Origin of the sequence: Pantoea dispersa (assembly GCF_014155765.1) — a bacterium.
GTDB lineage: Bacteria > Pseudomonadota > Gammaproteobacteria > Enterobacterales > Enterobacteriaceae > Pantoea > Pantoea dispersa.
In genome coordinates this window covers 197172-210294 of sequence record NZ_SCKT01000006.1, presented here as the reverse complement: position 1 = coordinate 210294, position 13123 = coordinate 197172, and the positions used below count along the sequence as shown (strand labels likewise).

Sequence of the window (13123 nt, the reverse complement as noted above, 5' to 3'; positions counted from 1 at the left end):
TATTCCCTCATTCAGCCGACTGCGGCGCTGCCATCTGGTTGAAGCGACTGTCGGTATTGTCATCTGACTGGGTCTGCGGGTTGGTTTCGACGCGCTGATTCTCCCTGTCGATAATGGTCAGCACTGAATTACGTGACAGTTCACGCTTCATCTCCATCTCGTTTTTCAGCGCCGCGATTTCCCGATCCAGCGCCTCGATACGCTGACCGGCGGTATCAATGGCCTTTGGCTGGGCAGCGGCATTCGGCTCCGACATACCGGTAACCATCATGCGACGCATCAGCAGCGCCGTTTCCACCGTGTCAGACATGGCCAGCTCGCCGGCAAGACGGGCGGTCAGGGCCGCGTTATCCGGATCACGCTGCAGGGCTTTAATCACGCCGGCCGTCACCGGCAGTCCGCCGGTTTTCAGCTTAGCCAGATTCGCGGCCGTGGGCTTTTCCGTACCGTTGACGAGCCTGACCAGCTGCTCAGCGTTGGCTTTAGTTGCCTCTTCCAACAGTGGCGCAAAGCCGGTGCCGGCAACGGTCGTACCGGGCTGGTCATCCGCATCACCGCTGGTACATTCGCTCGCGTTGGCACAGGTGCGCATCGAGCGATCGCCCAGTACCTTCACGGTCATGGCCGCCGCCTCTTCAGCACTGCCGAATTTAGAGCATGCGCCACCGTTACAGCTGCTTTCGCCGACAGTCGAATTAGCGGTGACAGGTAAACCGTTCATCATGTTGTAGCCGGCAGCGACAAGGTCATGGGTGACACGGATGGCGGGCTGCCCCGCCCCCCCACGTTTCTGACCACCAATCCAGTTGTTGCCCGACGTGCCGGTGACTTTCCGCCCCGCCTCATCTGCACGAACCGCGTCAGTATCTCCGCTGTTCACAACAGACTTGTATTCATCCATCATGGCCTGCTGCGTCCAGTTACTGCTGTCGCTGAAGTCCATCATCTTTTTCGCCATGTTCTGGCAGTTAAGCTGCGCCTTGTCGAATGACACATTGGCCTGAAGAACGCCGTTGGTGAGCATGTCGTACAGACCGGGGTTGGCCCGCTGAATGACCATCGCCGGCAGACTGGCCACCGCGCCGGTGGCCCCCTTAATCACGTCGCCCATCAGGTTTTTAAAGCCGGATGTGACGCCGTTGAGCTGGTTGCCGACGGTGGTTTTCAGGTCAAAGTTGCCGCACATCAGGTCACTGCTCCAGCCGGTATTCAGCCCCAGCTTCTGCATATTGCCGCGCGTGGCCGGCTGGGAAATGACCGAGCCGCCGCCGAGGGTGTAGAAGAGCTTGTCCGACACGGCACCATCGACGGACTTGCCGTAACCGATGGCGCTGTTGTTCACCTGCGGCAGGGACATGCCCAGGATGGTATTGTCATCATCGGCCGCGTGCGCGGCCGGGAGAACGGTCAGCAGGGAGCCGGTCAGCAGCAGGCTTACGCGAACGGCTGAAAATGAAGGTGTTTTTTTCACGGTTTTCCTCATCAGATATCTCTGCTGCCCAGAAATTTCTGCCCGCGCTTTTTGCAGCAGCTGTAGGGCTGCCAGAGCGCAAAGGCTTCGTTGTTATCGCTCGCGGCGGTATAGCTCCCGTCCGGGAATACGGCACATGACTGTGTCATGTGGGGAGCCAGCCGCTGCCATTTGTGATTGCGCGTGCCGGTGTTTTCCGTGACCTCGCCCGGTGGCCAGTACCCGTCATGGCGGTTGGCCCGGAGCACCTGATAAACATGGGGCTGCCCGGCGCGGGTGATAATGTCTGCCACACGCTGCGCCACCACGGCAGAGGCTTTGTCATCATCGGTCTGGCTGATAAACCCCGAACGGGGATAGATGTTGCCCCACATGTTTGCTGCTGCCTGACTGCCGATTTCCCGCTGGCCGGGTACAAGCGCTTCCGGATACAGGGATTCCGGTACGCCCGTGCGCCAGGCCGCCGAATCCAGCGTACTCAGGAAGTAAGGCATTAACGGGGTGGCTGCGGTATCACAGGAATAGCCCGGAATACTGCCGCCAATCAGGGAGGTGGCCGGGTGGCCAATCGCATCGGCATACTTGAAACGCACGGCGGACTTGCGCTGGCCGGGATTTTTCATGTCGGCCGGATTGGCTCCTCCGGCAGAAACACCGGAAAGCCCGCTGGTCACGGCACTCTCCAGCCCGCCGGCGGTCTGGCTGACAAACGCCATTTCCTGCCACGGGTTACCGCCCGGCGCGACATAGGTCGAAACGACTGTCTGGGGAATGAAGTGAGTGACTTTGACCGACGTGCGCACTTTGCAGCCAAAGGGGGTGCAGAACAGCCAGTAACAGATGCCACTGACACGCCAGCTGATACAGTTTTGCGACACGGCGCTGGCAATAATCTGCGCCGTGTTAAGTGCTGCAACAGCAGCTGGCGCGGTTGCCGTACCCAGTAAAGTGGCAACCGCCAGCGAGCACACCGTGGTTCTGATGCGGGAAGGTGTTGTATTCACTGACCACCTCCCCGGTTACGCAGGGATGTGGCCACGGCCACATCCGTGGTGCCGTACACCACATCGCGGTCATCAAACACCACGGCCGGCACTTTTTTAATGCCCAGTTCCCAGGCCCGGACCACCTGGCGATAGGAATCGTTTAGTTGCAGCTGTTTTTGTTGCCAGGCAGGAGACGTCATAGCCTGCCTGACCTGTGCCTCGGCCTGCTGCGGGTCTGCAGGCAATTCCCCGAACATGTCGGCCTGCAGCCGGTCAGGACCATCAAGAAGAACCACCGGCACGTCCGGCGGCAGATTTGCCGGCAGATGCTGACTGTCGGTGAAGACGACCGTGCCGGCCAGTACGGATGCCGGCAGCAGAGCCGGCAGGAAAACAAGAGAGGTCAGTTTCATGAATCGGAACTCCGTCAGACTGAATCGTCTGACAGCGTGCCCGCAACGGCTCAAAAAGGCCGCAATAAATTGATAACGCAGTTCTAATAATTTAGAGGTTAGCTACAGCTAAGTTTTAGGAAGTTAGTTAAAGTTATTATTTCAAAGCGATGATTAATTAGGAAGTGGGTGTTTTTTAGCCCGCTTTAGATTCGAAAGGAGAAAAAGTTTGGAACTATACACAGCCAACTCTCTGAATGAACTAGAGAATATACTTTCCAAGCATGGTACTGATGTCTTATTCCGTGGTCAAAATACTAGATACGGAGATCTAGGGTTGCCTTCGGTCAAAACTTCTTTTGACCGACATGGATGTATACCTAGTGAAATGCTCAAGTGGAGTCGTTACGCAAAAAATGTTCTTAGCACGACTATCGGGCATCACGTTAACGACTTTAAATTTATACAGGCACTCCTTCAACATTATGGTTGGCGCTCTTTTTATATTGATTGCTCGTCGAACGCAGCTGTTGGGGCGTGGTTCGCCAGCCATCAGTATGATCAACAGCATACATTAGAAATGAGTGAAGACTTTGCAGAGCGACCCGTCTGGTTACGAAAGCTAAAGGCGCGATATACTCATAGCGAGGGTGTGGGTTATCTTTATATCCTAGATAAGAAAGCAGCCGAACAGGTTGGTTTAGTCGATTTAGCTTCTTTAAAGTTAGAGGGTTTCCATCCCAGGATGGAGGCTCAGGCGGCATGGTTAGTGGGACCTCTACAGCAAACTGATCTCCCTCAAAATTGTTTTCTCTCTGAAATTAAATGCAGTAGTGAGATTTTGCGTAAGTACTCTTCAAAGAATGGCTTTGATACAACAAGTGACCTTTTCCCTCCTATAACGGACGATCCTATTCTAAGGATGTTACTCGGATTACCTTGGAGAGAATTAGCTGACGTAAAAGATAAATCATTCCCCATCCCTGCGTTTCATAGGGCCCTTGAATTACCAGAGTATCATGAGAGCTATGTTAAGATTGCATGGCCTCAAGCTGCATTTTTTCGGGGTGCCAAAATATCACAAACCTTTAATTCAATTGATGGCGACCCTAACGGCTGTGTCATAATTAACGTACCTGAGGAGGCTCTATATGGTGAGTCTGATGAAAACGCTACATTACACTTTTCTAGAATTGAAGATCTGATAAATATTAAAGGTTCAGTTGCATTCGAGATAGACGATCTTATCCAACACGTAAATATGGGACACTTATCTCTTTATCAAAAAGGAATTGGTGTTATATCCCGTGGTGTCAATTTATTTGAGGTAAGCGAACTTATGGTTGAACATCCAGGTATGGATATGACCCGAGTTGGGTTTGTTAGAGGATGGTTTTACCGAAAGGATGAAAATGGTTTATGGGCAAGGGAACAGCATACAATGGAGTGTGGTTGTGGGGATTCAAGAGTCCACAAAGCGCACATCTCAGCACTTCAAATCATAGAAATTTACTTGCAAGAGCAAACTAACATTGTTGGTGAGCTGAAAATATAGCCAAGTTCAGATGCGAAAAACCCCAGCAGAGCCGGGGTCTTTCAATACTTTTGCCTAATGTGCTTTCACTAGAACCCATGAAACATGGGGGAAGATTCGACACTGGCTAACGTTGTGCTTATAGATTAGCTTATGATGACGGAGTCGTCAACTAGCTTGTGAAGCATGAAAAATGCCCAGTAATAATGGCTAAAGCATCAGGAGATACTATGCCTAAAAGCATACAGGATTATACGCCAATCCTTTCCTTGCTCTCAACAGCAAGGCTAGGGGCTGTTCAAGGTACTTTCAACGTCCAGCCCGGATTAGAAACGTATGGGTTTAGCCTCTGGCTACAGAATGCAGCAGCTTCCCTGTACCCCTTAATGCAACAACTTGAATTGGTTTTGAGAAACTCAATTGATAAAGCGGCCAGGCAGCGATTCCAAGATAAGTGGTGGGATAAGATTAAATATGACACTACAAAAGATAATCACAGCAAGTTTATAAACTGCATTAGAGAGGCGGAATCCACTCTCAAAAAAAGATGGAAAGAAAAAGAAGCTGCGCGTCTAGGACTGGCTAGCTCAAACTTGGTAACCACACAACCTCCGGCATTTGATCATGATGATATTATCGCCACAACAACATTCTCAACATGGGAGTCAGTCCTGTTAGAGGCACTTCATACAGATGATAATTCTGAAAAAAATGATTATCTTTGGCCCCTTTCTCTTTCAAAAGCCTTCAGGCGATTAAATTTAATCGATAACAAACCTATTGAAGCACGCCGCAAACTAATTAACATGCTAAAAGAAATTCGTGATTATAGAAACAGACTTTTTCATCATGATTGCATCTGGATAAAATCTAAAACAGTCGACGCTCAAACGGCCATCGAGTCAATAAGGGAAAAAATTAACCTTATTGAAAAAATAATAAGAGCGATAAGCCCGATAACTTGCAACGCGTTAAACGCATGGGGAATGTTTGAAAATGCCCGACGCATATGCTCAACGTCCGAATTAGCTATATATACGAATCTCGATTATGAAACTATTAAGGACGAAGATCTAAAGGTACTAAACAAGATATTTGAGCGGACAAATGGTGGAAGATCATCTGTACCGATGTACGTAGGTGATAACTCGTGTGTTTTCTATAAAATAAGATGATAAAAAAACCGGCCCCTGCGGCCGGTATCAAAAAAGCATTAAGTAATTTTTATTATCATGCCCCTGGTGAAGGCAAGTCTGGAGTTACACTTCAAGCCCGTTAATCCACAGCATCAGATACACCAAGTCGGCCGAATCCGGCACCGTGATATACCAGCGGGGATGCGCATACTCCTCTTCCTGCGGCCAGCTTGTCTGCCCCGTCACGGTGATAAGGATGTTCACCGCCTGCTTCAGCTTTCCCTCAAGATAGATGGCCACGCTGCTGCTGAGTCCCACCCGGTGCGGGTGACACGTCATTCTGACCGGCCCGGTCAGGCGCTGCCTGAGCATCGCCCGCAGCCTAACCAGGTGCTGATGTGTCGCCGGGAGCACGCCGGGCTCCCCCTGAGGCGACAGGGTGAATAGCGCACCGCCACTGTGCTCATGAATGGCGGGTTCAGGGTACTTCAGTGTCATCATACCGTGGCAGGCTCCTGTTGTTTCTCCGTCAGACCGCGCAGACGGTCCAGATTCTGCGCGACGCGTTTTGCCGCCTCCAGTTCGCTGCAGTGAAATTCATTCATCAGCGCCCGGCGTTCGGCTTTCTCTTCTTTTTCCGTCATGCCCAGTGCCAGGAAGAGACTGGGCGGCACGGCACGAAACAGCGCTTCGATCCGTTTCGCCAGCACCACGCCTTCCGTATAACAACCCGACAGTTTACTGGCGGAAAGCAGCACCGATTCCTGCTCCGGCGTGAGCGCGCGGAAACGGCTGATATCTTTGACCTCCTCCGGGGGCATGGTCAGACAAATCCACCATTCCGCCATGTTCAGCATTTTTTCGGCAATATCCGGGTAGTCTTTAAGGTTCTGGGTGGCCAGCCACAGCCAGGCACCGAGCTTACGCCACATCTTGACCACCTTCGTCATGTAGGGCGACAGCAGCGGGTTGACCGTCACGATATGCGCCTCATCCACCGTGAAGACAATATCCCGGCCCAGGAACTGGTCACGCTCCGCGATGTTGTTGATCATGTTGGTCATCGAGACCATGGTCAGGGCCATCTGCGCCTCGTAACCCTCACGCGCCAGATGCCCCAGGTCGACCAGCGTCACGTCCGCTTCCGGCCACAGCTCCCCTTCGCGGTTGAACAGCTCCGCTTCAAAGCTCCCGGCCTGAGTGAACATGCCCAGGGATTCCGCCATTTCCGCCGCTTTCGCCTTGCGCTGAGCATTGCGGACATTGATGACGCCCTCATCGTTGTCAGAGGCAATGTCGTACAGCGCCTTCTGCAGGTCAGACGGCAGCATCTGCCGCCCTTCTTTATACGTGGCATGTGCCGCCATCAGCAGCGCCTCACGTATCATCGCCCTGTCAGCACGCTTAAGGTCAGCCTCTTCTTTCGGGTCGCCGCCGGTAATCATCATGCGCGCGGAGATTTCCATTTCACCGAGAACGTCACGCTTGTCATCCTCGCCATCGTCGTCCGTGTCGATATCAGGCAGGTCGCTCTCATCCACGGCATGGGCGGCCAGGCCTTCTTCCACCAGTTTGTGAGCATCAGCAAACGGCGGCAGACTGACGCCGCTTCCGGGTTTGACGCTGATTTTATTCACCGTCAGCCCGAGGCTGTCAAAGAAGTCGGCCAGCAGGCCGAACGAGTTGCCGGCCTCCGCAATAAACAGCCGCGGACGATGGACGGCCATCAGCTGGGAGAGCGCGGCACACAGCGTGGCCGACTTGCCCGCCCCGGTCGGGCCGAACAACAGCAGATGCGCGTTCTGGGTGCGGTCGAGCTTGTTGAGCGGATCGAATGTCAGGGTATCCCCGCCGCGGTTGAAAAAGCTGAAGCCGGGATGCCCCGTGCCGGTTTCCCGCCCGGTTACCGGCAAAAGTCCTGCCAGGTGCTGAACCCATGTCAGACGGGTATACCAGTGTTTTTTGTCGCTGTCCGGGTTAAAGCACATCGGCAGCGCCCGCAGCCAGCTGTTCAGCGGACCTTCTTCAAACTCCGGCCGTACCGGCTGCAGACCGGCCCCTAGCAATACGGTGGACAGCTCCAGCCGCTTGCGCTTCAGGCTGGTCATGTCGTCGCCGCGCAGCAGGAAGGTGATCCCCGCCCGGTACAGCTTGTGCCGGTTGCCCAGATACTCTTTGACCGTCTTCACATCCTGGCGGACGCGGCCCGACTCGGTATTCTCACCGACCGCATTTTTCGACAGCCGGTTAAACTGCTCTTCAAGCCGGTCCTGGGGCTGTACCACCACGGTCATGCACACCATGGTCCCTTCCGGAAACATATCCATCAGGGCATTAATTTTCTTTTCACCCCGGCTTTTCTCGCCGGTCAGGGTGCCCGGCTCCGGCGGTGTACGCAGTTTTTCCACCGCCACCGCGCAGTGCGGCTTGTTGTCAATCCACCACACGCCGTTTTCCGGGTCTGAAACCGGCGGCGTGAACCACAGGGTTTCGGCAAAATCATTGCTGACCGGCACGGTGCCTTCAGGTGTCTCGCGCGGGTCTGCGTAAGCAGCCTGCCGATAGAGCGTGGTTTTCTCCACCCAGTCCGGTGACGGATTGAACAGCCGCAGCAGCCAGCCATGCACCTGCAGGCCGTTCTGCCGGGTGCAGCGGATCCCCGCCCCGCCCAGGGCATTAACGACCCGGTCGCACACCTGATTGAGCATCGCCACCGGCGGCATCGGATCCCGGCTTTTACCAAGCCAGCGATAAACAACCATCCGGGTGCGGCGCTGCTGCCCGCGCCACGGCTGGCCGGTAATCAGCGAGTCAGTAAAAAGTCCCTCAGGCCGGGAGATACTGCGGATATGGCGCTCCATTTCACCCAGCCAGGCGTCGGTAAACGCCGTGCGCTGTGCATGTGGTTTGACATACCCGCGCAGCCTGTCCAGGTACGCGTCAGTGTCGTCCTCGTCCTGGCAGAAGAACTGCACGACCCAGGGATTCACGTCATGTTCATCAAAGCTGTCCTGAAGTGCATCCTCAACCGAGTCCCGGATCTGCTCCAGGCGCTCTTCGGTTCGCCCTTCGGTCGCCACCGGTGTCACATCATAAACGGCCCCCACCGACACGCCGTCATCAAGCAGGAGACACTGCTCTTCATCGAGAAATTCTGCCCAGGGCAAAAAGTCAATGATGGACGGATTGGCGTGATAAACCTTCTCCTCATCCTGGCGCGTCATTTTCCCGGGGCGCTTCAGAGGTTGCCGGCCCTTCACGGCCGCGGTCAGGGTTTCATCTGCCTGAACGGACTGGCCGTCATCAACCGGCGTCTGCCGGTCGGTGGATTTATTACGCGTAAACAGTGAAAGCATTACAGGGCCTCCGTGCGCTCGCCAGGCATGGCATACTGCGTCTGGCTGTAGAACGGGAACACAGTGCTGTAACCCGGCACCGGCGTGTTACCGTCTGCCAGATGGGGATACAGGTACATCACCATGTCGGGGTTGGGCAGCCGGGGAAACTGCTGGGTGATTTCGCTTTCCTGAGTACGGCTGTAGCTGCGGTCGGCCTGCGCGTCCGCCTGCGTTTCGCTGCCCGTCAGCGGGCGTCGCAGCGTGTCGCGGGCCGCCGCAGACTGGCGGGAAGTACTGCCGCCACCGTCCGCCCCGTTCCACAGTTCAAGCATGGTGTTATCGCCCGCTGGCAGCATTTCCTCTTTGGAGGTTGAGCAGCCGCTGAGCATTACACAGCTCAGGGCCAGAATGAAAACCGTTCTGTACATTACCGGTATCTCCTTTGTGAGGCGGCCGGATCGTAACCGCCGCAGATAAAAACGAACGCACTGACATTCAGCAGGTGCCCCAGCTCCCGTAATGTCATACGCGGGCAGTAAAGCCGGCGCGGGATTTTCGGGCTGCGCCACGAAACGGCACACTCCCGGGCACTGAGCGGCAGGGAGAACCTGCCGATATCCAGTAAAAGCTGGCCATTGCGCCAGCGCAGTAAAGGTGCGCCGGCAGGCAACAGCGCTACGGGTCGCAGCAACAGAACCGCAGAAGACGCAGGGATCACGTCAATATGCCAGCCTGCCCCGTCGCTGAACGTCCAGCACACGGATGAAAGAGGGAAAAACGTTATCTGTCCCGCCATGGCCGTGTACTCAGTCCAGTCCGCCGTTGTCACTGACGCCACCCGGCAGGGTGAAGTCGTAGCGCACCTTACGGCCCTTATCTTCATAATCAATGGCCAGCTGACGGGTGATATGCACGGCGAGACGGGCACCGGGCGGCACATAAATGGCATCAAACGTCATCCCGTAACGCTGTTTGATCCAGTCGGTGGTTTCAGACATGCCGCCGGAAATGGCTTTCCCCAGCGCCGCCTGTCCGGCGTCGCCGGTCATGGTGGCGGAAATGCCATTCACGTTGTTCTGCGTCGTGTACTGCCCCTGGCTCATCGCTTCACCCGCCGCACCGGCAGCCGACAGGCCAAAGATGGTGGGCAGGTAAGTGGAGGCGTTGGACTTACGTTCGCCGCCAATGCACGGGATCCCGTTTTCATCCGAGATCCAGCCGATACCGCCACTGGTGCCGGTATCCTGTTTAGCCTGAGCGTTATTATTTTGCCCGCCAGCGTTGTTACTGGTGTCGGGTCTGGGGAGGGTGCGCACCGTACCGTCGGAAAAAACAAAGGTGACGCTGTTAACCTGCCCGCGCACGCAGGACAGCGTCCAGTCGCCGCTGGCCGTCCCCGAAACAATCGCCCCTTCGACGTCCGGTAACTCGATGCCGTTCGCCGTCAGGTTATCCTTACCGATAAGCACCTTGAACGGATAAGGATCGGTCACGGTGCCGTTGATGGGCACCCGGCCAAGCAGTGCCGTCATGGCGCGGCTGCCGACCAGCGTGGAATTTTCCGGCAGCGTGTAAACCGGCTCGGCGCTCTCTTCCGCCCCTTTTTCATTCGTCCGTCCCTTCACTTTCTCCTCATAGGCGGCTTTCTGGCGGGTCAGCTCATTTTCCCCCAGAAAAGAGGTCGGGAACTGAGGTGAGGCTTTGCCGCTGGCCGCATCCCGCGGATCCGTCTCTTTCTGGTCCGTCGGCGCGACCCACATCATGCCGTCGCTGCCCTGAGAAGCGCTCCCCCCGGTGCTGCTGCCCATGCCGTCCAGTCCCAGCCCCAGCGGGATATCGCTGTCCGCCGTTTTTTTCTCGCTGTCAGGCTTTTTGAGTTTGTCAGTCAGCTCCTGGATTTTCGCCGTCAGGCTCAGTTGTTCGTTCTGAAGCTGAGCCTGCCGCTTGTCGTACTGCTCGCGCAGGCCATTAACGGCCTCATTCACCTGTCCTGAAACGTCCTGATTGCGCCGGCGCAACCGTTCGTTTTCTTTCACCAAATCCGCGTTCTGCTTATCCAGCGTTTTCTGGCGGTCACGCACATCGTTCAGCCGGCCGATGAGGGTGCGCAGGGTGTCCTCCGGCGTGTCGCCTTCCACCCCCAGCGCCTTCAGTTCATCCGGCGAGAGGTTTTTCAGGGAGCCGCTTTGTTTTGCCTGAGGTTGTTCTGCCGGTTCGTTTTTGCAGCTTTTGAGCCCCACGGCCAGCCCGGCAATCACCACGGCCGGCACGATAAACTTCACCAGGGCATTAGATTTAATCTGCATGGCGGGCCTCCTGTTTTACCGTGCGGGTCGCTTTACGCAGTGCAGACGGCTCAGCAATGAATGCGCTCTCCGGACGACCGGCGGTCACCACATACACCGTGGTGGTGTCTTCAGGCGTGCCGGCCGGACCGACCCAGCGGTGCTGGAAGGTGGCGGACACAAACTGTCCCTGCAGCGAGCGTGGATCCAGAACGACCTTACGGCTGCCGGTGTTCGTGAGCCTGAGTGCCACCACGCTGCGGTTTGCCACACCCCAGCCAGCCAGCGGCGTGACCGTTAATGGTTCAGAGGGATACAGCGTGCTGACACGTCGGGGCAGATGAGGATTGACCGGATGAATACCCGGGACCGCCTCGACCGTACGTGCCGGAGCATAAAGGCTTTGAGCGGCATAGCGGGTCAGCAGCACCGGGATGGGGGCGCTGTAGCGGATTTTTTTACGCTTTGCCTGGGTGCCGTCATCGCTGCCGGTGGGAGCAGATGAGCCTGATCCGGAAGCAGTCCGATCTGCACCACCTGGCTGACCGGCCGCATCGCCGGCGTGACTCAGCGTGCTGACATCACCGCTGTAGACCAGACGGACCGGCTCAGTCGGCCCTTTTTCACCGGCGGCGATATCAAACAGCAGAACCTCGCCACTTTCCACATCCTGCAGCTGCACCCGCGTCTGCGGAAAGGCGCTGTCGGCCTTCAGGTAGACGGCTCCCCCGGTGCTCTGCACCCGAAGTTTACCGTTAAGCGCCGGCGGAAAACCAACGCGGACGTTTTTGTCCACAAAGACCACCCGCTCCTGCCCCACCCTCAGGGGGATCTGCAGCGGAATACGCTCCCATTTCATCAGCTCATCTGCGCCGGCAGGACGTGATACCAGCATTGCCAGGGGCAGCAGGGCGAAGGACAGCGCCATCAGCCCGGCGCGGTAGTGGGGGTTTTTACTCATCACTGAAACACTCCTGACTTCTCCGGTTTAGGTGCAGGCGGTGCCGCCTCCAGACGCTGGGGCACACCGGCATAACAGTCCAGCGCCAGACCGAACGGGTTGCGCTCCGCATCACCTTCCCAGCGCACCACTTTCAGCGGGTAACGCACCAGGGCGCGTTTGACCGGCTCGGCATGGAAATATTCATCGGCCACCACGTCCAGGCGGGCTATCCAGTGATCGCGATCCTGTACGGTCACGCTCTGTGACTGGTAACCGCGGCCGGGCACTTCATACACCACGCGCACGCGGTCAGTGAGCTCCCCGGCGTCACCGCGTTTCTTCGCATCCGCTTTCAGGAAATCCTGACAGGATGGCGTCAGATACGGCGACAGCGCATTGATTTTGGCGGAATAGTCCACCTCGCCATTTTTCGGCCAGGCATTGAGCTGCTGAAAAATGTAAAACGCAAAGGAGTAGACCGTCGGGGGCGGCACTTCCCACCAGGGACGCGTGCTGCCGGTACGTAAATCCGGCGGGTTATGCACGGTCAGCTTGCTGGGCGCCAGCATCCAGCCGGCACAGGTGAATAAAAGGAAAAAGGCGAGCACGGCGCAGGCGATGCGCAGCGTCTGAATATGCTGGTCGCGGTCTTTTACCGCATGGCGAAAACGGCTCATGAGGGTCTCCTGTTACGTTTCACTGACCAGCCCCGGGCATCCACTATCAGTTTCGGATTGCCCATCCCCAGCCGGCGTTTTTTCGTCTCCAGTCGCTGCCAGAGCCAGTTCTCAGGCTTACCGCGCTTGAGCCTGGCCATCCAGCGGCCGCCGAACCAGACGAGCAGCAGCGGCATGACCAGCAGGCCGGTGGGAACAACAACCCAGCCGGCAAGCGGGATAAACGGCAGTGACAGGAGCAGACCCGCACCCGCGCCGGCAAGGGCTGCCAGCCCCATCTCATGGGTGGTAAACCCGCGAAACACCACGGGCTCACTGTTGAGACGGTCAGGTAAAAAACGAATGGTCTGCATCGTCGCAG

13 protein-coding genes are annotated in these 13123 nt (G+C 56.4%); 2 read left to right on the top strand and 11 right to left on the bottom strand.

Annotation, left to right across the window (positions count from 1 at the left end):
• Positions 1 to 7 precede the first annotated feature (7 nt).
• The 3 genes from H7K56_RS17400 to H7K56_RS17390 are packed head-to-tail and all read right to left on the bottom strand — an operon-like array spanning position 8 to position 2870.
• Positions 8 to 1483: an integrating conjugative element protein gene (locus tag H7K56_RS17400; protein ID WP_150360448.1), complete on the bottom strand. Its 1476-nt coding sequence runs from the start codon at positions 1481 to 1483 to the stop codon at positions 8 to 10.
• Entirely contained in the window at positions 1483 to 2475 is a 993-nt protein-coding gene (locus H7K56_RS17395; protein ID WP_150360449.1) for a TIGR03756 family integrating conjugative element protein, read from the bottom strand. Before H7K56_RS17395 ends, H7K56_RS17400 begins: the two co-directional genes overlap by 1 nt.
• Positions 2472 to 2870 (bottom strand): TIGR03757 family integrating conjugative element protein, encoded by a 399-nt coding sequence (locus H7K56_RS17390; RefSeq protein WP_054176394.1) that lies wholly within the window; start codon positions 2868 to 2870, stop codon positions 2472 to 2474. Before H7K56_RS17390 ends, H7K56_RS17395 begins: the two co-directional genes overlap by 4 nt.
• A gap of 208 nt (positions 2871 to 3078) precedes the next feature.
• Here H7K56_RS17390 and H7K56_RS17385 point away from each other — a divergent pair, with 208 nt between their 5' ends.
• Entirely contained in the window at positions 3079 to 4404 is a 1326-nt protein-coding gene (locus H7K56_RS17385) for an FRG domain-containing protein (RefSeq protein WP_150360450.1), read from the top strand.
• Positions 4405 to 4613: 209 nt separating this feature from the next.
• Positions 4614 to 5558: an Abi family protein gene (locus tag H7K56_RS17380; protein WP_032608300.1), complete on the top strand. Its 945-nt coding sequence runs from the start codon at positions 4614 to 4616 to the stop codon at positions 5556 to 5558.
• Between the two features lie 84 nt (positions 5559 to 5642).
• Here H7K56_RS17380 and H7K56_RS17375 read toward each other — a convergent pair whose 3' ends face one another.
• From H7K56_RS17375 to H7K56_RS17340, 8 genes are read right to left on the bottom strand one after another with little or no spacing between them, the layout of a single operon-like run.
• Complete coding sequence (locus tag H7K56_RS17375) at positions 5643 to 6020, bottom strand: acetyltransferase (protein WP_119640205.1); 378 nt, start codon at positions 6018 to 6020, stop codon at positions 5643 to 5645.
• Complete coding sequence (locus H7K56_RS17370; protein ID WP_150360451.1) at positions 6017 to 8875, bottom strand: conjugative transfer ATPase; 2859 nt, start codon at positions 8873 to 8875, stop codon at positions 6017 to 6019. Before H7K56_RS17370 ends, H7K56_RS17375 begins: the two co-directional genes overlap by 4 nt.
• Positions 8875 to 9285 carry a TIGR03751 family conjugal transfer lipoprotein gene (locus H7K56_RS17365; protein WP_006785978.1) on the bottom strand — a complete coding sequence of 137 codons (411 nt, stop codon included), beginning with the start codon at positions 9283 to 9285 and terminating at the stop codon, positions 8875 to 8877. Before H7K56_RS17365 ends, H7K56_RS17370 begins: the two co-directional genes overlap by 1 nt.
• A complete protein-coding gene (locus tag H7K56_RS17360) occupies positions 9285 to 9686 on the bottom strand; it encodes a hypothetical protein (RefSeq protein WP_249042710.1) in 402 nt (133 codons plus the stop codon). Before H7K56_RS17360 ends, H7K56_RS17365 begins: the two co-directional genes overlap by 1 nt.
• On the bottom strand, positions 9664 to 11163 hold the full coding sequence (locus tag H7K56_RS17355) for a TIGR03752 family integrating conjugative element protein (protein ID WP_039187759.1): 1500 nt from the start codon (positions 11161 to 11163) through the stop codon (positions 9664 to 9666). Before H7K56_RS17355 ends, H7K56_RS17360 begins: the two co-directional genes overlap by 23 nt.
• A complete protein-coding gene (locus tag H7K56_RS17350; protein ID WP_150360452.1) occupies positions 11153 to 12103 on the bottom strand; it encodes a TIGR03749 family integrating conjugative element protein in 951 nt (316 codons plus the stop codon). The genes H7K56_RS17355 and H7K56_RS17350 overlap by 11 nt, the downstream gene beginning before the upstream one ends.
• Positions 12103 to 12762 carry a PFL_4703 family integrating conjugative element protein gene (locus H7K56_RS17345; RefSeq protein ID WP_004115533.1) on the bottom strand — a complete coding sequence of 220 codons (660 nt, stop codon included), beginning with the start codon at positions 12760 to 12762 and terminating at the stop codon, positions 12103 to 12105. Before H7K56_RS17345 ends, H7K56_RS17350 begins: the two co-directional genes overlap by 1 nt.
• On the bottom strand, positions 12759 to 13115 hold the full coding sequence (locus H7K56_RS17340) for a TIGR03750 family conjugal transfer protein (RefSeq protein ID WP_150360453.1): 357 nt from the start codon (positions 13113 to 13115) through the stop codon (positions 12759 to 12761). The genes H7K56_RS17345 and H7K56_RS17340 overlap by 4 nt, the downstream gene beginning before the upstream one ends.
• Between the last annotated feature and the right edge of the window lie 8 nt (positions 13116 to 13123).

What these genes read in the sequence shown, in the direction of transcription:
- H7K56_RS17355 (WP_039187759.1), bottom strand. Translation starts at nt 11,163, where the DNA reads ATGCAGATTAAATCTAATGCCCTGGTGAAGTTTATCGTGCCGGCCGTG.
- H7K56_RS17390 (WP_054176394.1), bottom strand. Translation starts at nt 2,870, where the DNA reads ATGAAACTGACCTCTCTTGTTTTCCTGCCGGCTCTGCTGCCGGCATCC.
- H7K56_RS17340 (WP_150360453.1), bottom strand. Translation starts at nt 13,115, where the DNA reads ATGCAGACCATTCGTTTTTTACCTGACCGTCTCAACAGTGAGCCCGTG.
- H7K56_RS17345 (WP_004115533.1), bottom strand. Translation starts at nt 12,762, where the DNA reads ATGAGCCGTTTTCGCCATGCGGTAAAAGACCGCGACCAGCATATTCAG.
- H7K56_RS17380 (WP_032608300.1), top strand. Translation starts at nt 4,614, where the DNA reads ATGCCTAAAAGCATACAGGATTATACGCCAATCCTTTCCTTGCTCTCA.
- H7K56_RS17365 (WP_006785978.1), bottom strand. Translation starts at nt 9,285, where the DNA reads ATGTACAGAACGGTTTTCATTCTGGCCCTGAGCTGTGTAATGCTCAGC.
- H7K56_RS17375 (WP_119640205.1), bottom strand. Translation starts at nt 6,020, where the DNA reads ATGATGACACTGAAGTACCCTGAACCCGCCATTCATGAGCACAGTGGC.
- H7K56_RS17370 (WP_150360451.1), bottom strand. Translation starts at nt 8,875, where the DNA reads ATGCTTTCACTGTTTACGCGTAATAAATCCACCGACCGGCAGACGCCG.
- H7K56_RS17350 (WP_150360452.1), bottom strand. Translation starts at nt 12,103, where the DNA reads ATGAGTAAAAACCCCCACTACCGCGCCGGGCTGATGGCGCTGTCCTTC.
- H7K56_RS17400 (WP_150360448.1), bottom strand. Translation starts at nt 1,483, where the DNA reads ATGAGGAAAACCGTGAAAAAAACACCTTCATTTTCAGCCGTTCGCGTA.